At 37.8% G+C, this 19,314-nt stretch carries 26 protein-coding genes; 20 read left to right on the top strand and 6 right to left on the bottom strand.

Translation table 11 applies throughout. The features are described from left to right. The first annotated feature begins 314 nt into the window (after positions 1 to 314). The 20 genes from atpB (at position 315) to sufB (ending at position 17,194) form a co-directional block, all read left to right on the top strand. Positions 315 to 1,028, top strand: a complete 714-nt coding sequence (atpB, locus tag ON15_RS01005) for a F0F1 ATP synthase subunit A (protein ID WP_010579605.1) — start codon at positions 315 to 317, stop codon at positions 1,026 to 1,028. A gap of 17 nt (positions 1,029 to 1,045) precedes the next feature. Further along, on the top strand, positions 1,046 to 1,267 hold the full coding sequence (gene atpE / locus ON15_RS01010) for a F0F1 ATP synthase subunit C (RefSeq protein ID WP_010579606.1): 222 nt from the start codon (positions 1,046 to 1,048) through the stop codon (positions 1,265 to 1,267). Between the two features lie 47 nt (positions 1,268 to 1,314). Continuing rightward, positions 1,315 to 1,836: a F0F1 ATP synthase subunit B gene (atpF, locus tag ON15_RS01015; protein WP_010579607.1), complete on the top strand. Its 522-nt coding sequence runs from the start codon at positions 1,315 to 1,317 to the stop codon at positions 1,834 to 1,836. Further along, a complete protein-coding gene (atpH, locus tag ON15_RS01020; RefSeq protein WP_010579608.1) occupies positions 1,823 to 2,365 on the top strand; it encodes an ATP synthase F1 subunit delta in 543 nt (180 codons plus the stop codon). Before atpF ends, atpH begins: the two co-directional genes overlap by 14 nt. Positions 2,366 to 2,388: 23 nt before the next feature. Continuing rightward, on the top strand, positions 2,389 to 3,900 hold the full coding sequence (gene atpA, locus ON15_RS01025) for a F0F1 ATP synthase subunit alpha (RefSeq protein ID WP_010579609.1): 1,512 nt from the start codon (positions 2,389 to 2,391) through the stop codon (positions 3,898 to 3,900). 19 nt (positions 3,901 to 3,919) lie between these two features. Further along, complete coding sequence (locus tag ON15_RS01030) at positions 3,920 to 4,870, top strand: F0F1 ATP synthase subunit gamma (protein ID WP_010579610.1); 951 nt, start codon at positions 3,920 to 3,922, stop codon at positions 4,868 to 4,870. Positions 4,871 to 4,892: 22 nt separating this feature from the next. Further along, positions 4,893 to 6,305, top strand: a complete 1,413-nt coding sequence (gene atpD / locus ON15_RS01035) for a F0F1 ATP synthase subunit beta (protein ID WP_010579611.1) — start codon at positions 4,893 to 4,895, stop codon at positions 6,303 to 6,305. Positions 6,306 to 6,318: 13 nt separating this feature from the next. After that, entirely contained in the window at positions 6,319 to 6,744 is a 426-nt protein-coding gene (locus tag ON15_RS01040) for a F0F1 ATP synthase subunit epsilon (protein WP_010579612.1), read from the top strand. 128 nt (positions 6,745 to 6,872) lie between these two features. Continuing rightward, positions 6,873 to 7,103, top strand: a complete 231-nt coding sequence (locus tag ON15_RS01045; protein WP_010579613.1) for a DUF1146 family protein — start codon at positions 6,873 to 6,875, stop codon at positions 7,101 to 7,103. A gap of 23 nt (positions 7,104 to 7,126) precedes the next feature. Continuing rightward, positions 7,127 to 8,431, top strand: a complete 1,305-nt coding sequence (gene murA / locus ON15_RS01050; protein ID WP_010579614.1) for a UDP-N-acetylglucosamine 1-carboxyvinyltransferase — start codon at positions 7,127 to 7,129, stop codon at positions 8,429 to 8,431. Positions 8,432 to 8,605: 174 nt separating this feature from the next. Next, the gene (gene mreB, locus ON15_RS01055) at positions 8,606 to 9,592 is read left to right on the top strand and encodes a rod shape-determining protein (RefSeq protein WP_010579615.1); all 987 of its coding nucleotides are present in this window, start codon (positions 8,606 to 8,608) and stop codon (positions 9,590 to 9,592) included. A gap of 27 nt (positions 9,593 to 9,619) precedes the next feature. Continuing rightward, complete coding sequence (gene yidD, locus ON15_RS01060; RefSeq protein WP_010579616.1) at positions 9,620 to 9,922, top strand: membrane protein insertion efficiency factor YidD; 303 nt, start codon at positions 9,620 to 9,622, stop codon at positions 9,920 to 9,922. After that, entirely contained in the window at positions 9,897 to 10,127 is a 231-nt protein-coding gene (locus ON15_RS01065) for a DUF2969 family protein (RefSeq protein WP_010579617.1), read from the top strand. Before yidD ends, ON15_RS01065 begins: the two co-directional genes overlap by 26 nt. Positions 10,128 to 10,168: 41 nt before the next feature. After that, complete coding sequence (locus tag ON15_RS01070) at positions 10,169 to 11,368, top strand: FtsW/RodA/SpoVE family cell cycle protein (RefSeq protein ID WP_010579618.1); 1,200 nt, start codon at positions 10,169 to 10,171, stop codon at positions 11,366 to 11,368. Positions 11,369 to 11,473: 105 nt separating this feature from the next. After that, entirely contained in the window at positions 11,474 to 11,830 is a 357-nt protein-coding gene (locus tag ON15_RS01075) for an arsenate reductase family protein (RefSeq protein ID WP_010579619.1), read from the top strand. A gap of 161 nt (positions 11,831 to 11,991) precedes the next feature. Further along, positions 11,992 to 12,771: a Fe-S cluster assembly ATPase SufC gene (gene sufC / locus ON15_RS01080; RefSeq protein ID WP_010579620.1), complete on the top strand. Its 780-nt coding sequence runs from the start codon at positions 11,992 to 11,994 to the stop codon at positions 12,769 to 12,771. A 15-nt stretch (positions 12,772 to 12,786) separates the two neighbouring features. After that, positions 12,787 to 14,076, top strand: a complete 1,290-nt coding sequence (gene sufD, locus ON15_RS01085; protein WP_010579621.1) for a Fe-S cluster assembly protein SufD — start codon at positions 12,787 to 12,789, stop codon at positions 14,074 to 14,076. Beyond that, positions 14,057 to 15,295 carry a cysteine desulfurase gene (locus ON15_RS01090; protein ID WP_010579622.1) on the top strand — a complete coding sequence of 413 codons (1,239 nt, stop codon included), beginning with the start codon at positions 14,057 to 14,059 and terminating at the stop codon, positions 15,293 to 15,295. Before sufD ends, ON15_RS01090 begins: the two co-directional genes overlap by 20 nt. Further along, the gene (gene sufU / locus ON15_RS01095; protein WP_010579623.1) at positions 15,282 to 15,755 is read left to right on the top strand and encodes a Fe-S cluster assembly sulfur transfer protein SufU; all 474 of its coding nucleotides are present in this window, start codon (positions 15,282 to 15,284) and stop codon (positions 15,753 to 15,755) included. Before ON15_RS01090 ends, sufU begins: the two co-directional genes overlap by 14 nt. Positions 15,756 to 15,781: 26 nt before the next feature. Further along, the gene (gene sufB / locus ON15_RS01100; protein ID WP_010579624.1) at positions 15,782 to 17,194 is read left to right on the top strand and encodes a Fe-S cluster assembly protein SufB; all 1,413 of its coding nucleotides are present in this window, start codon (positions 15,782 to 15,784) and stop codon (positions 17,192 to 17,194) included. Between the two features lie 106 nt (positions 17,195 to 17,300). Here sufB and ON15_RS11565 read toward each other — a convergent pair whose 3' ends face one another. The 6 genes from ON15_RS11565 to ON15_RS12140 all read right to left on the bottom strand — a co-directional run. After that, positions 17,301 to 17,486 (bottom strand): tyrosine-type recombinase/integrase, encoded by a 186-nt coding sequence (locus ON15_RS11565; RefSeq protein WP_100220262.1) that lies wholly within the window; start codon positions 17,484 to 17,486, stop codon positions 17,301 to 17,303. A gap of 6 nt (positions 17,487 to 17,492) precedes the next feature. Then, a complete protein-coding gene (locus ON15_RS11570; RefSeq protein ID WP_010579626.1) occupies positions 17,493 to 17,813 on the bottom strand; it encodes a site-specific integrase in 321 nt (106 codons plus the stop codon). A gap of 48 nt (positions 17,814 to 17,861) precedes the next feature. Continuing rightward, entirely contained in the window at positions 17,862 to 18,455 is a 594-nt protein-coding gene (locus tag ON15_RS01110) for an Arm DNA-binding domain-containing protein (RefSeq protein ID WP_010579627.1), read from the bottom strand. 62 nt (positions 18,456 to 18,517) lie between these two features. Then, complete coding sequence (locus ON15_RS12265; protein WP_081580126.1) at positions 18,518 to 18,832, bottom strand: DUF1829 domain-containing protein; 315 nt, start codon at positions 18,830 to 18,832, stop codon at positions 18,518 to 18,520. Then, positions 18,817 to 19,056, bottom strand: a complete 240-nt coding sequence (locus ON15_RS12270; RefSeq protein ID WP_081580127.1) for a DUF1828 domain-containing protein — start codon at positions 19,054 to 19,056, stop codon at positions 18,817 to 18,819. The genes ON15_RS12265 and ON15_RS12270 overlap by 16 nt, the downstream gene beginning before the upstream one ends. Beyond that, the coding region (locus tag ON15_RS12140; protein WP_010579628.1) for a DUF1828 domain-containing protein at positions 19,053 to 19,314 on the bottom strand (262 nt) is incomplete at its 5' end. The genes ON15_RS12140 and ON15_RS12270, both read right to left, overlap by 4 nt.

Consider the following 19,314-nt stretch of genomic DNA (forward strand, 5'->3'; position numbering starts at 1 on the left):
ATAAGCAAAGAAAACTACTTGAATTATTATAAAAAATATTTTTTTAAATAATACAACTAGCTCAATTTTCACAATCTTTGCTAAAAAGTACACAATTTTATTGAAAATTTAAGAAAACCCCATTTTTTCATAAACCATTTTCTGAAAAATTTGCCTTTAAACTGCATTGGTAAGCGTTTTCTGCATTTTAAAAATGTTTTGTGTTTTTTGTAAATTAGTGGTATTATTCTCATTGTATTCAGAGAGTAATTCTTTGGAACCTTTTTGTATTTTCTTTATGTTTTGATGTTCAGTATGAAAAGAGGTGAGACTTGGTGGGTGAAGGAGCTAATGTTCAGACTTTTTTTGGCATTCCTTTCGATATCGGCAACGATGTGCCAGGATTAATAGCAGCAGTTATTGTCTTTGCTTTAATGTTTTTCCTCTCAAGAAATTTGGAATTAAAGCCGAATAAAAAGCAAAACATTATTGAATGGATCGTTGATTTCACTAATGGTATTATTAAAGGTGTCATGCCTGAGCGCGAGGGTCAAAAGTTTAGCTTATTGATCTTCACATTGTTTTCATTTATTTTCATTTCAAATCAGTTAGGTTTGATGTTGCAGATCTCTGTTAACAATGTGACGTATGTTAAAAGTCCAACAGCTGATGTAATGACAACTATGACTCTTGCATTCATGGTTTTGGTATTAGCCCATTTTCTTGGAGTTAAAAAATTAGGGTTCAAGAATTATTTTAAAAATGCTTATTTGAGCCCAGTTCCATTTTTACTACCGATTAGTATTTTAGAAGAGTTCACCAACTTTTTAACGCTGGCTCTTCGTTTGTATGGGAACATTTATTCAGGTGAAGTATTGCTAAAATTGATTTATCAATTTAGTAAGGCTTATGGCATTGCCTCGTTTATTCCGGCAGTACCGCTTGAATTGATTTGGCAAGGCTTCTCAGTCTTTATTGGAAGCATCCAAGCCTACGTATTTGTCACATTAACAATGGTTTATATTTCTAAAAAAGTAGAAAAAGAGTAAACAAGGAGGATTTTAATATGGGTTCATTAACTTTGATTGGTGCAGGTCTTGCTGCTGCTGGTGCTGCGATTGGTGGTGCGATTGGTGATGGCTTGGTCATTGCTAAGTTGCTTGAAGGAATGGCACGTCAGCCTGAATTAGAAGGTAAATTGAGAACTAATATGTTTATCGGTGTCGGTTTAGTTGAAGCTGTACCGATTATTGCCATTGTTATTTCATTCCTGTTGCTTGCCAAGTAATACTTTGTTGCAAATTATTATGGCTTGAAAATAGGAGGTGTCAATAAATGAGTTCAGAATTTTTGTTAGGTGCTAGCGGAATACTTTGGGGAGATACACTGTTTTATTTAGTTCTATTTATCATTTTGATGGCTTTAATTAAGCATTTTGCTTGGGGCCCGGTGACTTCCATGATGGAAAAACGGGCTGATAAAATTGCTTCTGATATTGACAATGCAGAACAATCTCGCCAAAAAGCCGAAAAATTAGAGAAACAGCGCCAAGCAGCCTTGAAAGACTCTCATGTTGAAGCTTCTCAAATTATCGAACGTGCTAAAACCAATGGTGAACAGCAAAGGGAAACAATCGTTGATAATGCAAATCAGGAAGTGGCAACGCTTAAAGAAAATGCTAAACAAGATATTGCTCGTGAACGTCAAAATGCTTTAAACAGCGTCAAAGATGATGTTGCCGAATTATCACTGGCAATTGCTTCAAAAGTTATCGTTAAGAATCTCAAACTTGAAGATCAAAAAGAATTGATTGATTCTTACATTGAAGGGTTGGGGAAGCAAAATGAAGCTAAGTAAAATGATTATTGCGCAACGTTACGGCAAGGCTTTATTTGAGTTAGCTGAAGAAAAAGCTCAGCGTCAGTCGATATTGGCTGAACTTTTAGAGCTAAAAAAGATTTTGCAACAACAACCAGAACTGCTTAAAGTTTTAGACAGCAAACAAGTTAGTTATCACGAAAAGCAAACAATTTTACAAGTTTTGGTTAAGGCTGCTTCTCCTTTAGTAGCCAATTTGCTGCAGATGTTATTTGATTATGGTCGCATTGATGATTTGGCAGCAATTATTAATGAATATGTTCGCTTGAATGATCAACTTGAAAAAACTGTTCATGCTCAAGTTGTAACGGCAATTGAACTTGATGAAGCTCAAAAAACAAGCTTAATGGCATCATTTGCTAAGGTAGTTGGTGCAAGTAAGGTAATTCTTGAAGAAAAAGTTGATCCAGAAATTATTGGTGGTGTTGTATTAAAATCTAATAATTATATTTACAATGGGTCATTACGCTTAAGACTTGAGCGGATCAAGCGATTGCTATTAAAATAATTTGATGAAGAGGTGAAACTTCTATGAGCATTAAGGCTGAGGAAATCAGTGCTCTGATAAAAAAGCAGCTTGCAAATTATCAGGACAAGCTCGAAGTTGATGAAGTTGGCATCGTTACTTACGTTGGTGACGGTGTTGCTCGTGCTAGTGGACTTGAGAATGCCCTGGCCGGCGAACTGTTGGAATTTGAAAATGGAACATATGGAATGGCCCAAAACTTGGAATCAAATGATGTTGGTATTGTTGTTCTGGGAGATTTTAAGGGTATTCGCGAAGGTGATAGTGTCAAACGAACTGGCCGGATTATGGAAGTTCCGGTTGGTGAGGCGTTAATTGGGAGAGTTGTTAATCCTTTAGGCCAACCAATTGATGGTCTAGGAGAAGTTAAGACTACTAAGACTCGTCCAGTAGAAAAGAAGGCTCCTGGCGTTATGCAACGTCAGTCAGTTAAAGAACCGTTGCAAACTGGGATTAAGGCGATTGATGCACTGGTTCCAATTGGTCGTGGTCAGCGTGAGTTGATCATTGGTGATCGTAAGACTGGTAAAACTTCATTAGCAATTGATACAATTATTAATCAGAAGAATCAGAATATGATTTGTATCTATGTTGCGATTGGTCAAAAAGAATCAACTGTTCGTAGTCAGGTTGAAACGTTACGTAAATTTGGGGCAATGGATTATACAATTGTTGTTTCAGCTGGACCGTCATCGCCAGCCCCATTACTTTGGTTAGCTCCTTATGCTGGTGCAGCAATGGGCGAGGAATTTATGTATAACGGCAAACATGTTTTGATTGTTTATGATGATTTAACCAAGCAAGCGGATGCTTACCGTGAAATATCTTTGATTCTTCGTCGTCCGCCTGGTCGTGAAGCCTATCCTGGTGATGTTTTCTATCTGCATTCACGATTACTTGAACGGGCAGCTAAGTTGAGTGATGAATTAGGCGGTGGATCAATGACAGCTTTGCCATTTATTGAGACCAAAGCTGGTGACGTTTCGGCTTATATTCCGACGAACGTTATTTCCATTACTGATGGTCAGATTTTCTTGGATAGTGATAATTTCTATTCTGGGATTCGACCTGCCATTGATGCTGGGACCTCAGTTTCACGTGTTGGAGGTGCTGCTCAAATCAAAGCAATGAAGAAAGTTGCAGGGACCTTGCGTGTTGATTTAGCATCTTATCGTGAATTGGAATCATTTGCCCAATTTGGATCTGATTTAGATGCTGCAACTCAGGCTAAATTAAATCGTGGACGTCGGACAGTCGAAGTTTTAAAGCAGCCATTGCATGAACCGTTAGCTGTTGAAAAACAGGTCTTGATCTTATATGCTTTGACTCACGGCTTTATTGATAATATCCCAGTTGACGATGTTGTTCGTTATCAAAATGAAATGTTTGATTTCTTTGATAATAATCATCGTGATCTTTTGGATGCAATTAAGAAGACTGGTAAGTTAGGTGATACAGATCAGCTTGACAGCGCCCTAAAAGATTTTGCGGCTGCATTTCAAGTAACTGCAAAATAAGAAAGGGTGGTGAAAAATAATGGGAGCTTCATTACAAGAAGTTAAACGTCGAATCACTTCTACTAAAAAAACGCAGCAGATAACAGGAGCAATGCAGATGGTGTCAACGGCTAAACTGAGTCAAATTCAGCATCAAGCTACTAGTTATCAAGTTTATGCTGATAAAATTCGAAGTGTGATTACTCACTTAGCTCAATCCCATTTATTGGATGGAAATCCAGCTGCAACCACAAAAACTACCAGTGATGATGCACATAAACAGGAAATATCAGGTTTAGATATGTTGGTTAAGCGACCATTAAAACATTTTGGTGTTTTAGTTATTACTTCTGATCGTGGTTTAGTTGGAAGTTACAATAGCAACGTTATTAAACAAACGCTTGACCTGATTGCTAGTGGACATCATACGCCTGAAGATACGGTTATTATTGCAGTCGGCGGAACTGGAGCAGACTTCTTTAAAAAACGCGGTTTTAATGTGGCTTTTGAATATCGTGGTGTTGCAGATATTCCTCAATTTAGAGGAAGTCGGGCACTGGTTCGAAAAATCGTGTCGATGTATAGTGATGGAGTTTATGATGAGTTATATGTTTGTTATAATCACTTTGTCAATATGTTGACTTCTGAGTTTCGATCAGAACCGCTACTACCAATTTCTTCAGCAAATTTGGGTCATGATGATTTGGCTTCTAAAGATTCAATCGGCCTGCAGGCTGAATATGATATGGAGCCTTCCAGTGATGCCATTCTTGAGGTTGTCTTACCTCAATATGCTGAAAGTTTGATTTATGGTGCAATTTTAGATGCGAAAACTTCAGAACATGCTTCAAGTTCGACAGCAATGAAGTCGGCAACTGATAATGCAAAAGATTTGATTTCTTCTTTGCAGTTACAGTTTAACCGTGCTCGTCAGAGTGCGATAACAACAGAAATTACAGAAATCACGGGTGCTCAGGCAGCCCTTGAATGATAAATGATGGGAGGAATTATGAATGAGTTCAGGTAAGGTTGTCCAAGTTATCGGACCTGTTGTGGATGTCCAATTTCCTCTTGATGAATCTTTACCAGATATTAACAATGCCTTAACAGTTAAACGCTCAGATGGTTCAGAATTAGTCATCGAAGTTGCACTGGAATTAGGCGATGGTGTTATGCGGACTGTTGCGATGGATTCAACTGATGGTGTTCAACGTGGCGCTGAAGTTGTGAATACAGGTTCATCAATTACAGTTCCTGTTGGCAAAGAAACATTAGGAAGAGTATTCAATGTTCTCGGTCAGCCGATTGATGGTGGCCCAGAGTTCGGCAGTGATGCCAGAAGAGATCCAATTCATCGTGAGGTACCACCTTATGATGAATTGAGTACGAAAGTTGAAATTTTGGAAACCGGGATCAAAGTTATTGATTTATTAGCACCTTACATTAAAGGTGGTAAGATTGGCTTATTCGGTGGTGCCGGAGTCGGTAAGACCGTTTTGATTCAGGAGTTGATTCACAATATTGCTCAAGAACATAATGGTATTTCAGTTTTTACTGGTGTTGGTGAGCGAACTCGTGAAGGCAATGATCTTTATTTTGAAATGAAAGAGTCGGGTGTTTTGGAGAAAACTGCCATGGTGTTTGGTCAGATGAACGAGCCACCTGGTGCCCGGATGCGTGTAGCTTTGACGGGATTGACAATTGCTGAATATTTCCGGGATGTTGAAGGCCAAGACGTATTACTCTTCATTGATAATATTTTTCGCTTTACTCAGGCTGGTTCTGAAGTTTCAGCTTTGCTTGGCCGAATTCCTTCAGCTGTTGGTTATCAGCCAACGTTGGCAACTGAAATGGGTCAATTGCAGGAGCGAATTACGTCAACTAACAAGGGTTCGGTAACTTCGATTCAGGCTGTTTATGTGCCTGCTGATGATTATACTGATCCAGCTCCAGCAACTACATTTGCTCATTTGGATGCAACGACGAACCTTGAAAGAAGCTTGACCCAACAAGGTATTTATCCGGCGGTGGATCCATTGGCTTCAACTTCAAGCGCTTTGGCACCAGAAATTGTTGGTAAAGAACACTATGAAGTCGCAACTGAAGTTCAGCATGTTTTGCAACGCTACCGTGAATTGCAAGATATCATTTCAATTTTAGGAATGGATGAATTATCAGATGAAGAAAAGGTAACAGTTGCTCGTGCTAGAAGAATTCAATTCTTCTTATCACAAAACTTCCATGTTGCTGAACAGTTCACTGGCCAACCTGGTTCATATGTGCCAGTTAAAGAAACTATTAAGGGTTTCAAGGAGATTCTTGAAGGGAAATATGATGATCTGCCTGAAGATGCCTTTCGTTCAGTGGGTCGAATTGAAGAAGTTGTTGAGAAGGCTAAAAAGATGAAAGCAAGTATGGCCAAATAAGGGGGCATAGCAAATGACAGATCAAAAGATGTTGACCGTCAATGTTGTTACTCCAGACGGCAGTGTTTACGAAAAGCAGACCCCTTTTGTTATTTTTAAAACGACACTTGGTGAGCTTGGAGTCTTGCCAGACCATATTCCTTTTTTAGCATCCTTGGCAATTGATGAAGTTCGTGTTAAGCAGAGTAAAACTGATGACAAATTTGATGAAATTGCTGTTGGTGGAGGTTTTGTTGAATTCTCGAATAATTTGGCGACGGTTGTAGCTAATAGTGCAGAGCGCAAAGAAAATATTGATGCTGCTCGTGCTGCCCGCGCTAGAAAACGAGCTGAAGAAAGATTAGAGAAGGCTAAACAAGCCCATGATACTGATCAAGTGAAACGAGCTGAGGTTTCACTACGCAGAGCAATTAATCGTTTGAATATTGCAGGTCATTAACAAATATATTTTTGAAAAAACGCTGATCAAAAAATCAGCGTTTTTTTTAAGATTACATTTTTGTTACGTTAAACAAGACGATTTTGCATTTTTATGCTATGATAAAAACAAACTCAGGAGGATGCTAGATGAAGATTTATGGAATTAATGCATTACTAAATCTAATCAGTAATTTTCTTTTTATTTTTATTGCTTTTGCTGCTTTGCAATCATTACGTTTAGATCGTTATATAGCTCCTTCAAAGCAGAAAGTTTTTAAATGGTTGCTGGTTTTGATTGCAGTCGCAATAGGTTATCAATGCAGTTCATTTTTCTTGGATTTTATTAATAATGTCAGAAATTTATCATATTTAATCTAAGCTTAGACATGGAGGAAAGTCGTTTGGAAAAAATAATTGTTCAAGGCGGAAATCGGCTGGTTGGAGAAGTTGGAATTGAAGGCGCAAAAAATGCTGTTTTACCAATTTTGGCAGCTAGTATTTTAACAAGTGATGGTGATTTGGAATTGGAAAATGTTCCAGTTCTTTCAGATGTCCATATGATGAATAATTTGTTAGAGTTTTTGAATGTGAAAATTAAATTTGATGAAAGCAAAAAAGTTGAGATTTTAAATGCCACTGAACAGTTATCCTCTGAAGCACCTTTTCAGTATGTTTCTAAAATGCGTGCTTCAATTGTCGTGTTTGGGCCATTATTAGCTCGTTTAGGCCGAGCAAGAGTTGCAATGCCAGGTGGTTGTGCAATTGGTTCACGACCAATTGATTTGCATTTAAAAGGTTTGGCAGCGATGGGTGCAACTATCAATCAGCATGACGGCTTTATTGATGCCAGAACAGATGGTTTAAAAGGAGCAAATATTTATTTAGATTTTCCAAGTGTTGGTGCCACACAGAATATTATGATGGCTGCTACTTTAGCGCAGGGGACGACAATTATTGAAAATGTCGCCCGTGAGCCCGAGATTGTTGACTTAGCAAATGTTTTGAATCAAATGGGAGCTAAGGTTAGTGGTGCAGGTACAGAAAGAATTAAGGTTATTGGTGTTAATAGACTTCATGGTGTCAAACATACTGTGATTCAAGATCGGATTGAGGCAGGAACGTTTATGGTTGCAGCAGCTGCAACTAATGGAAATGTATTGATCAAGAATGCGATTGCTGAGCATAATCGACCATTAATTTCTAAATTGGAAGAAATGGGAGTCACAGTTCAAGAAGAAGCAGCCGGAATCCGTGTAATTGGAACAAAATATTTAAAATCAACAAATGTTAAAACAATGCCTCATCCTGGTTTTCCCACTGATATGCAGCCGCAAATTGCCGTTTTGCAGTTACTTGCAAAAGGTGAGAGTACTTTAACTGAAACTGTGTTTGAAAATCGCTTCCTGTATTTGGAAGAGCTAAGACGAATGAATGCTCGTTTTAAAATTGAGGGGAATTCTGCATTTTTGACTGGTCCAACTCAGTTTCAAGGAACTCAAGTAAATGCGACTGATTTGCGAGCAGCAGCTGCGTTGGTCTTAGCTGGGTTAGTGGCTGATGGTTATACTGAAATTGGTCAATTAAAATATCTTGATCGTGGTTATTACCATTTTCATCAAAAACTGGCGGCTTTAGGTGCTAAGATTAAACGGATCGCTACTGAAAGTTCAAGTAGTCTAAAAGTACAGTTATCGGTAAAAGATTAGAATAGTATAACAAATAGTTTATTTTTATTTAAATCTAATTATTTTAAGCAGAACAACATTTTGAAATTAGTGCTTTTATGCTATAATGATATCTGATTTTGCAGATTAGACCAATTTTTGATCCTTTGCAATGACTGTACTGTTGGTACATATAAAAATTAAAGGAGAATCAGTATGGCTAAAGATATCGGAATCGATTTAGGCACAGCCAATGTTTTGATCAATGTCAAAGGAAAGGGCATTGTTTTAAATGAGCCATCCGTTGTTGCAATTGACACTGATAATGGGCGTGTCTTGGCAGTCGGTTCAGAAGCTTATAAGATGGTTGGTAGAACACCAAGCAATATTCGAGCAATTCGTCCACTGAAAGATGGAGTAATTGCTGACTTTGACATGACAGAGCAAATGCTTTCGTATTTTATTAAAAAATTAAACGTTAAGGGCTTTATGTCAAAACCCAACATTTTGATTTGCTGCCCAACTAATACAACTTCAATTGAACAAAAAGCAATTCGCCAAGCAGCTGAAAAGTCTGGTGGTGGGAATGTCTATTTGGAGGAAGAGCCGAAAGTGGCAGCAATTGGAGCAGGTTTGAATATTTTTCAGCCTAAAGGCAGTATGGTAATTGATATTGGTGGCGGAACTAGTGATATTGCGGTTATTTCTCTTGGTGATATTGTTGTCAGCCGCTCATTACGAGTCGCAGGGGATCAATTAAATGCTGATATCATGTCGTATGTTCGTAAGATTCATAGTTTACAAATTGGTGAACATACGGCTGAAAAAGCTAAAATTGAGATTGGGACAGTTTTACCGGATCATCGGCAAAAAGAAATGGAAATTCGCGGTCGTGATGTGATCAACGGTTTACCAAGAACAATTACTTTGTCTTCAAATCAAATTGAAAAGGCATTACATGATACAATGTTAGCGGTAATTGATGCTGCTAAAAATGTTCTTGAACAAACACCACCTGAATTGGCAGCAGATATCATTGATACTGGCATCGTTTTAACTGGTGGTGGAGCATTGCTTGATGGGATTGATCAGTTATTTTCCAATCATCTGAAAGTTCCAGTAATGATTGCTGATACGCCATTAGATGATGTTGCGATGGGAACCGGTTATTTGTTAGATCACATTGAAAAAAGTCAAAAGTAAAAATGGACAAGTCTTAGGAGGATTCACTTGAAACGAATTTTATTGTGGTTGATTCGTGGTTATCAAAGGGGAATTTCTCCTTTTTTTCCGCCTACTTGTCGTTATTACCCAACCTGCTCGCATTATGCCGCTGAAGCAATTAACCGCTTTGGTGCCTTAAGGGGAGGGTTAATGAGTTTAGCTAGAATTTTGCGTTGCCATCCGTTTGTGAGAGGTGGCTATGATCCAGTTCCAAAAAATTTTTCTTTGAAACGTAATTTAACGGCTGAACAAAAAGAATTTGGAGATTTATTGGAGGCTAGCAGTGTCAAAAAAAGAAAGAAACATTGAGGTTATTGAGGAAGAAAGAGAAGAAAATGGTCAAACAATTGTCGAATTAAAGATTGGTAAACAAAGCTTGGGAGTAATTAAACTTAATTCGCGGATAAATCGTTTTCAAGCTTTGTTGCCTAATGGCTCGATTTATCATACTAATACGCGAGTTGAAGCTGTCAATTTATTATTGCGAGATTATCATCTTCATCAAGCTAATTAACCTTAGTTTGCGTGATTTTTACGTAGGAAGGAGTAGATTGGTTGGAAGGAAGAAGAACACGCAGTGAGGAAAGTCAGGATGCGCGAATCGACTACGGAATTATTTTCTCGGTTCTGGTTCTAGCAGTAATTGGCATGCTGGCAATTTATGTTGCAGCCAGTCATGATACTAGTACAACCAGTGTTAGCCATGCGCTGTTAATGCAGTTTGCTTGGTATGTGATTGGAACGATTGCCATAGTTGTTATTATCCAATTTGATGCTGAGCAGCTTTGGAAATTAGCTCCAATAGCTTATGGAATTGGAATTACGTTGTTACTGCTGCTGTTAATTTTTTACAGTCGGTCTTATTTCGCCCGCACTGGAGCTAAGAGTTGGTTTGCCATTGGGAGTTTAACATTTCAGCCTTCAGAGGTTATGAAGCCAGCTTATATTATGATGCTGGCACGCGTCATTTCTCAGCATAATAATGAATATCCGGAGCACCATGTTAATTCAGACTGGTTATTAATTGGGAAGCTAGCCTTATGGTCATTGCCAGTTGCTGTGTTATTGAAACTGCAAAATGATTTTGGTACGATGTTGGTGTTTATTGCTATTTTAGGCGGGATGATTTTGGTTTCTGGGGTTTCTTGGAAAATTATTGCTCCGGTTGCTTCTGCGGCCGTTTTATTAGGAAGTACAGCCATTCTGTTAGTCATTTATGGCCGGAGCATTTTGATGCAGATTGGTTTCAAGACTTATCAGTTTGATCGAATTGAAGCTTGGTTGAATCCATCAGCCAGTACTTCTTCGACTAGTTACCAATTATGGCAAAGCATGAAAGCAATTGGAACAGGTGGACTTTTCGGGAAAGGGTTTAATGTTTCAAATGTTTATGTACCTGTTCGTGAATCAGATATGATTTTTTCAGTTATCGGTGAAAATTTTGGTTTTATTGGTGGCTGTGTTTTGATTTTTATCTATTTGCTATTAATTTTTCAAATGGTTCAAGTGACCTTTGATACGAAAAATGAATTTTATGCCTATCTTTCAACGGGCGTTATCATGATGATTTTGTTCCATGTTTTTGAAAATATTGGAATGAGTATTGGGCTTTTACCACTGACAGGTATTCCTTTGCCTTTTGTCAGTCAAGGTGGTTCAGCTTTGATTGGTAACATGATTGGGATTGGTTTAATTATGTCGATGCGGTACCATAATAAAAGTTATATGTTTAGTAATACTAAGGACTTTCATTAAACAAGTAATAAGTGGCTTCAGCTTTTAAGGCTGTAGCTTTTTTTTGCCCAAAAATTGATTTTTGGTTTATAATCAATTTTAAAGTAAAGGGAAAGGATCAGTGCAATGAAAAAATTTTACTGTTATAATCGCTGTTCAACTTGTGCCAGAGCTCGCAAATGGTTAAACGAACATCAAGTCGAATATGAAGAGATCGATATTGTTAAAAATCCTCCAAGTGCTGATTTTTTGCTCAGCTTAATTGAAAGAAACCAGCATCCAATTAAGTACTTTTTCAATACTAGCGGTCTTAAATATCGTAAATTAAACTTAAAAGACAAAGTTGATCAGTTAACTACTAAAGAAGCTAGTCAATTATTAGCTAGTGATGGAAAATTGATCAAACGCCCGCTGATGGTTGAAAATGGAAAATTTACTTGTGGTTTTAAACCGGATGTTTACCAGGAAAATTGGAATAATTAAATGAAATCTATTTTCTTTTTAATTATGTAATTTTTCTAAAAAAGCTTTGAAAAACAATTATTTCAAACAAAAGCAGCTCGATGGAGTTGCTTTTTTCTAATTGAAAATGATTCGCAATTAGGATAGAATGAGAATGTAATTTAACATTGGAGGAATTCAAAATGGCAATGCTTGAGGTTAAAAACTTACACGTTTCAATTGAGGGAAAAGAAATTTTAAAGGGTGTTAATTTTTCAATGAGGACTGGCGAGATCCATGCTATCATGGGGCCAAATGGAACAGGCAAATCGACACTTTCGGAAACGATTATGGGAAATCCGGCTTACAAGGTAACTGCAGGGCAGATCCGATTGGATGATCAGGATCTGCTTTCAATGTCAGTTGATGAGCGAGCACGTGCTGGTTTATTTTTAGCTATGCAATATCCAGCAGAAATTCCTGGGGTAACTAATGCCGAATTTATTCGTGGTGCAATTAATTCAAGGCGACCAAAGGATAAACCAGTACCAATTCGTAAGTTTTTAAAAGAGCTAGATGAAGCAATGAGTACGCTCGATATGACCGAGGAAATGGCTGATCGTTATTTAAATGAAGGATTCTCCGGTGGAGAGAAAAAGCGAAATGAGATTTTGCAACTGATGATGATCAAACCTAAATTTGCAATTTTAGATGAAATTGATTCTGGCTTGGATATTGATGCTTTGAAAGTTGTTTCTCGTGGCGTCAATAAAATGCGTGGATCAGAGTTTGGTTCATTGATCATTACCCATTATCAAAGATTATTGAATTATATTGTTCCTGATACGGTTCATGTTATGATGGACGGTCGAATTGTTAAGCAGGGTGGCCCTGAGTTGGCTAAAAAACTTGAGGATGAAGGCTATGCTGGTTTGCGTGATGAATTAGGCTTAGACATTAAATTAGTTGATGAAGACGCTTAGGGGAGATGGAAGCAGATGACAAATTTACAAACTTATCCGGAAATTGCCAATTATGCTCAGCAAACATCGGAACCAGCGTGGCTTTCTGATTTGAGGATTAAAGCTTGGCAGCAAACAAAACATTTGCACTTACCTTCTTTTGGTAAGATTCGTTATCAACGCTGGCCAATTCAGCTAGAGCAACCGCTTGAGTTCCATCAGTCTAATCCTAAATTGCTTCAAAACTTGAAAATTGAAGCAGCCAAGCATTTAGTCGTCCAATTTGGGCAGACAACCGTTCAACAAACGGGGTTGCAGTCTTTAGCAGCTAAAGGAGTAATCGTTTGTGATTGGGTGACGGCTTTGCGCGAGCATGAAGACTTGGTCAAGAAATATTTTATGCAACAGGCCATCAAATATGATCAGGACTTGCTAACAGCACAGCACGTGGCTAAATTAACGAGTGGTTTGCTGATTTATGTGCCAAAAAATACTGTTTTAACGGAACCAATTACTAGCTACTTTATTCAAGATGCAACTAGCAAACAAGATTTTGTTCACCATGTGATTTTAATAGTTGGTGAAAACAGTGAAGTATCTTATATGGAAAATTTAATGACTGTTGGTGAACAACCGACCACGGCAAGTGTGATCGTGGAAGTTATTGCTCAAGATAACAGTCATGTTAAATTTGCTAGTGTTGATCGTTTAGGCAAAAACACAACAACTTATTTAAATCGACGAGCTCATCTTGGAAAGAATGCAAAAATCGATTGGTCAATGGGAATGATGAATGACGGGAATATTGTTGGCGATTTTGATTCTGATTTGGTAGGGGCTGGTGCGCATGCAGAAACTAAAGTTGTTGCAATTTCAACGGGACGCCAAGTCCAAGGAATTGATACGCGTGTTACCAATTATGGGCCGCATACAATTGGTCATATTTTGCAACATGGTGTAATTTTATCGCGTTCAACGCTGATCTTTAACGGTATTGGGCATATTATCAAAGGCGCTAAAGGTGCTGATGCTCAGCAAGAGAGCCGTCTGTTAATGCTTTCACCAAAAGCTAAGGGTGATGCAAATCCAGTTCTGTTGATCGATGACAATGACGTAACAGCGGGGCATGCCGCGAGTGTTGGTCGAGTTAATGCGGAGCAAATGTATTATTTAATGAGTCGTGGATTGCATAAAAAACTGGCTGAGCGCTTAGTAATTAGAGGTTTTTTAGGACCAGTTTTAGCTGCAATTCCGTCTGACTGGATTCGGAGTCAATTAAAAGCAACTATTGAAGGGAAGCTTATAGATGGTCAAAAAGATGAGTGAGTATCGGGCTGATTTTCCAATTTTGAATCAAACAGTTAACGATGAACCATTGGTATATTTAGACAATGCAGCAACTGCCCAAAAACCTCGGGCAGTTGTCCAAGCGATAACGAATTACTACTATCATGATAATGCTAATGTGCATCGTGGCGTGCATACATTGGCTGAAAGAGCAACTCAAGAGTTTGAAGCGGTTCGTGATAAAGTCGCTAAATTTATTAATGCTCCAAGCCGTGAAGAAATTGTGTATACCAAAGGGACAACTGAAGGACTAAATTGGGTAGCAGCAAGTTATGGCTCAACACACGTTAAGGCTGGCGATGAAATCGTTATTTCGTATCTCGAACACCACAGTAATTTAGTTCCTTGGCAGCAGTTAGCCAAAAAAACTGGTGCAATTTTGAAATATATTGATCTATTGCCAGATGGCGAATTAGATTTGACAAGTGCAAGGCGGCAAATAACTGATAAAACGGCCATTGTTTCTTTAACACAAGCGTCTAACGTTTTGGGAGTGGTGAACCCAATTAAAAAAATAGCGGCTCTTGCTCATCAACATGGAGCAATTATGGTTGTTGATGGAGCACAATCTACCCCGCATTTTAAAGTTGATGTTCAAGCGATGGATGCTGATTTTTATGCTTTTTCTGGTCACAAGTTAATGGCGCCGACAGGAATTGGTGTTTTATGGGGTAAAAGTGAATTATTAGCTGATATGCCACCGCTAGAATTTGGCGGGGAAATGATCGATTGGGTTCAACTACAAAAGACGACTTTTAAAGCGGCGCCGTGGAAATTTGAAGGTGGAACGCAAAATATTGCGGGGGTAATCGGTTTAGGAGCGGCAATTGATTATTTAAGTGCTATCGGGATGGATCGAGTTCAAAAACATGAGCAGCAATTGGTCAATTATTTACTGCCGGCTTTATTGGAAATCCCAGGAGTCACGGTTTATGGTCCGCATGATCCAGCTAAACATAGCGGGGTAATTTCGTTTAACCTAGCTGGTCTGCATCCTCATGATGTTGCAACGGCCTTGGATATGGAAGGAGTTGCAGTCCGGGCTGGCCATCACTGTGCTCAACCGTTAATGGAGTGGTTAAAAGTTGCCGCGACTGCCCGCGCTAGTTTATACTTGTATAATAATTTAGCTGATGCTCAGAAATTAGTCGAAGCAATCAAAGCCACAAAGGAGTTCTTCAATCATGGCACTATCTAAACTTGAAAATTTATATCGGCAAATGATTTTGGATCACGCAATGCATCCGCATCATTATGGTTTTTTAAAAGCTGCCAGTCATAAATTGGAACTGCGCAATCCAACTTGTGGGGATGTTTTAAATGTTCAGGTAATTTTAAAAAACAATAAAGTTGCTCAAGTTGCTTTTTCTGGCTCAGGTTGCACAATCAGCCAAGCCTCAGCCAGTATGATGACTGATGAGGTTCTTGGCAAAACACCACAGCAGATTGAAAAGATGGTAACAACATTTTCAAAAATGGTGACGGGCAACCCACCACAAAACTATGAGGAAATTTTAGGTGATGCCTCAGTTTTAGAGGGAGTTGCCAAGTTTCCAGCCCGCATCAAATGTGCAACCCTAGCTTGGAAGGCGATTTATCAAGCCTTAGCAAATGATCAGCAAGAGTCGACAGTCGGTTTTATGCGACATGATCAGTAAAATCAAGGAGAGAGAGGAGTCATAAAATGGCAGAAACTGCAAAGGCAAATATGCTCGGTCTAGGTGGCAAGTATCAATATGGCTTTAAGGATGATATTCAGCCGATATTGACGACCGGGGAAGGGTTAACTGAAGCAACTGTTCGGCAAATTTCAGCAGCTAAGCATGAACCGGATTGGATGCTGGATTTTCGCTTAAAAGCTTTTCAGCGTTATCAAGCAATGGAAATGCCGGATTTTGGTCCAGATCTTTCACCTTTAGATCTTGACCATATTAATTATTTCCGACGTGATAGCGATCGTGTTGCTCGTAAATGGGAGGATGTTCCTGAAGATATTAAAAAGACATTTGATCGTTTAGGTGTGCCGGAAGCTGAACGCAAATATTTAGCCGGATCTTCTGCTCAGTATGAATCAGAAGTTGTCTATCATAACATGCATGAGCAACTTGAAAAAGAAGGTATTATTTTTATGGATACTGATTCAGCTGTTCAAAAACATCCTGAATTAGTACGCAAATATTTTGGTAAGCTAATCCCGCCAGCGGATAATAAATTTGCAGCTTTGAATTCGGCTGTTTGGTCAGGCGGAACTTTTATTTATGTTCCAAAGGGGGTTAAAGTAAAAACTCCAATTCAAAGCTATTTTCGAATTAATGCTGGTAATAGTGGGCAGTTTGAGCGGACATTGATTATTGTTGATGAGGGTGCTAGCGTTAATTATGTTGAGGGCTGTACAGCTCCAAATTACTCCGAGGATAGTTTGCATGCGGCGGTAGTAGAAGTTAACGTTCTTAAAGATGCTTACTGCCGTTATACAACAATTCAGAATTGGTCAAATAATGTCTACAGTTTGGAAACTAAACGTGCTCAAGCTTTAGAAAATGCAACAATGGAATGGGTTGATGGTAATTTGGGCTCTAAAGTTACTATGAAGTATCCAAGCGTTTATATGAACGGCGAAGGTGCCCATGGAACGATGCTGTCAATTGCTTTTGCCGGTAAAAATATTGATTCGGATACTGGGGCACGAATGATTCACAATGCTAAAAACACCTCTAGTTCGATTATTTCCAAATCGCTTTGCAAGGATGGTGGCAAGGCGGACTATCGTGGAAAAGTTCGTTTTGGCCCACATAGTGACGGTTCAAAATCACATGTTGAATGTGATACTATTATTATGGATGAGGAAAGTTCTAGTGATACGATTCCTGTCAATCAAGTAAAGAATGGCAATGTTTCGATGGAACATGAGGCTAAAGTTTCTAAAATTTCTGAGGAACAGCTGTATTATTTAATGAGTCGCGGAATTCCTGAAGACAAAGCTACCGAAATGATCATTATGGGATTTGTGGAACCATTCACTAAAGAATTGCCAATGGAATATGCAGTTGAGTTAAATCGTTTGATAGAGTTTCAAATGGAAGGTTCAGTGGGTTAAAATAGGTTTAATAGCTGTAAATGTTGATACAAAGGCATTTACAGCTTTTTATTTTTCAAAAAATTAAAATTTGACGATAAATTTGACGACAAAGTCCAGGATCCCATCATTTTCCCATGAATTTTGCAAACCGATTTGCTGCATCGTGTTTGGCTTTTTTGGTTACGTGAGTGTAAATGTCAAGAGTAGTTTTTGAATTTGAATGGCCTAAACGATCTTGGACTTCTTTGATGGTTGCTCCAGCTTCAAACAAAAGAGAAGTATGAGTATGCCTAAATCCATGAATCGTTATCTTTCGTTATGGGTAATGTTTGTAGACCCATTTTAACCAGTCGTCTGCACGAGCGGGAGCAAGCAGCTTATTTGATTTGTCTTGTGTGAATATGTATTGATCAGGCTTAAGGGTGTTTATGCCTATTTTAAAAAATCTTTGTTGTTGCTCAATTCTCCATGATTTTAAGATCTTCTCCGTCTTTGGATCTAAGCTTAAAATTCTAATGGATGCTTTTGTTTTAGACTGTTGAACTATTACTTTTTTTAGCCTTTCATCGAAATAAAGGCGGCGTTTAATTGACAGCGTTTGATGTTTAAAATCAAAATCAGACCATTTAAGCCCCATTTGCCTCACCACGACGAATGCCAGTGTATGCTAGTAATCTGAAAAAAGCTATATAACGTTTGTCGCCAATGTTTTCAAGACATTCAAAAAAATATTGCAACTCTTTTTTTCGTAGAAATTCTTCTTTTCTTTTTTAAGCTTAGGCTTTGGCAATATGACTTTTTTCATTGGATTTGAATCAATCAGCTCTAAACTAATAGCATAATTAATTATTTGTGCGGCTAAATTTTTTATGCGGCGATAAGCTCTATACTTTTCATGCCATGAGTTGACACATTTTTGGCAAAAGGCGACATTGATTTTATTTATTTTGATATTCTTAAAAGTAGGCTTTATATATCTTTTGTAATACCACCAAGTATCTGTAGCAGTTGAGTACTTGACGGTATTTTTATATGATTCAAACCAAATTTTAAATAGTTCATCAAAAGTTTTAATATTGCAATTATTTGTTTTGTACTCACCATTTTTGTATTGAATTTTTAGTAAAGAAATAGCTTCTTGAGCTTCTTTTTTAGTTTTAAATCCACGCCTTGTTGTTTCTTTTCGTTTTCCGGTTAAGGGATCTTTTCCTAAATAGACTTTAAACGCGTACATCGTTTTATTTGTACGCTTATTTTTGTATTTAAATACCTGTGCCATTGAAAATGCCTCCATTTTGTGTACTCAGAATATAAAACACGCACGTATGTTCGGCACAAATGTTAAGTAAAAGTCTTTATCCAATAACGCAAGAACTTTATTGGATAAAGATTTTTAGATTCTATCTGTTTTAGTGCGTTTGTAGATTTTAGAGTTTGATTTTCATCATCTATTACTGCGATATAATTAGATTTACGGTAGCTACTTGCCATGTTAGCATCATAGCTAAAAAGTTTAGCTCTATTAAGATTGTTTGGCGAAGAAATGCCCTTAACAAGTTTCTCTTCATTTTGATTTACACTTGGTAATGGGGGAATTGAAAAATCAAAATGAGCTGATAGCCCTCCAGGAAGAACGATGCTTATATTGGGGTGAATATTACATTTTGTTCTCTTAACAAATCAGAAATATCGTCAATAAAAACAGATTTAACATTCGTTTTAGTTAAAACTGATAAATCACCGATCCGCATCACGGCTTGTAAAAGCCTGCTTTTTGAATTTGCAAAATACTGATGATCTGTTTTTATAAATAATTCTTTTGATTTTTCATCATATTCAACTCCAAAATTTGATGTTATTTCTTTCAGAAACCTATTTATGTTTTACTTCTTCCATCAAAATTAATTCCATATGAGTTTAAATTATCAATTGTCCATCCATCATCGGTAATGATAATTGAATTGTCTTTTAAACCTTGTGCATAAAAGACTATATAATCAAATGTACTATCAAGAAGGGGAGTTTCAATTTTAACTACATTACTATCAAGGTCACTGAAGTTATATTGCTCTTTTAACCAAGCATAAATGTTTTTATCTGAAATACCATATTCGCTAGTCAGATCTTTTACCTTTTCC

This window comes from Liquorilactobacillus vini DSM 20605 (genome assembly GCF_000255495.1).
Lineage (GTDB): Bacteria > Bacillota > Bacilli > Lactobacillales > Lactobacillaceae > Liquorilactobacillus > Liquorilactobacillus vini.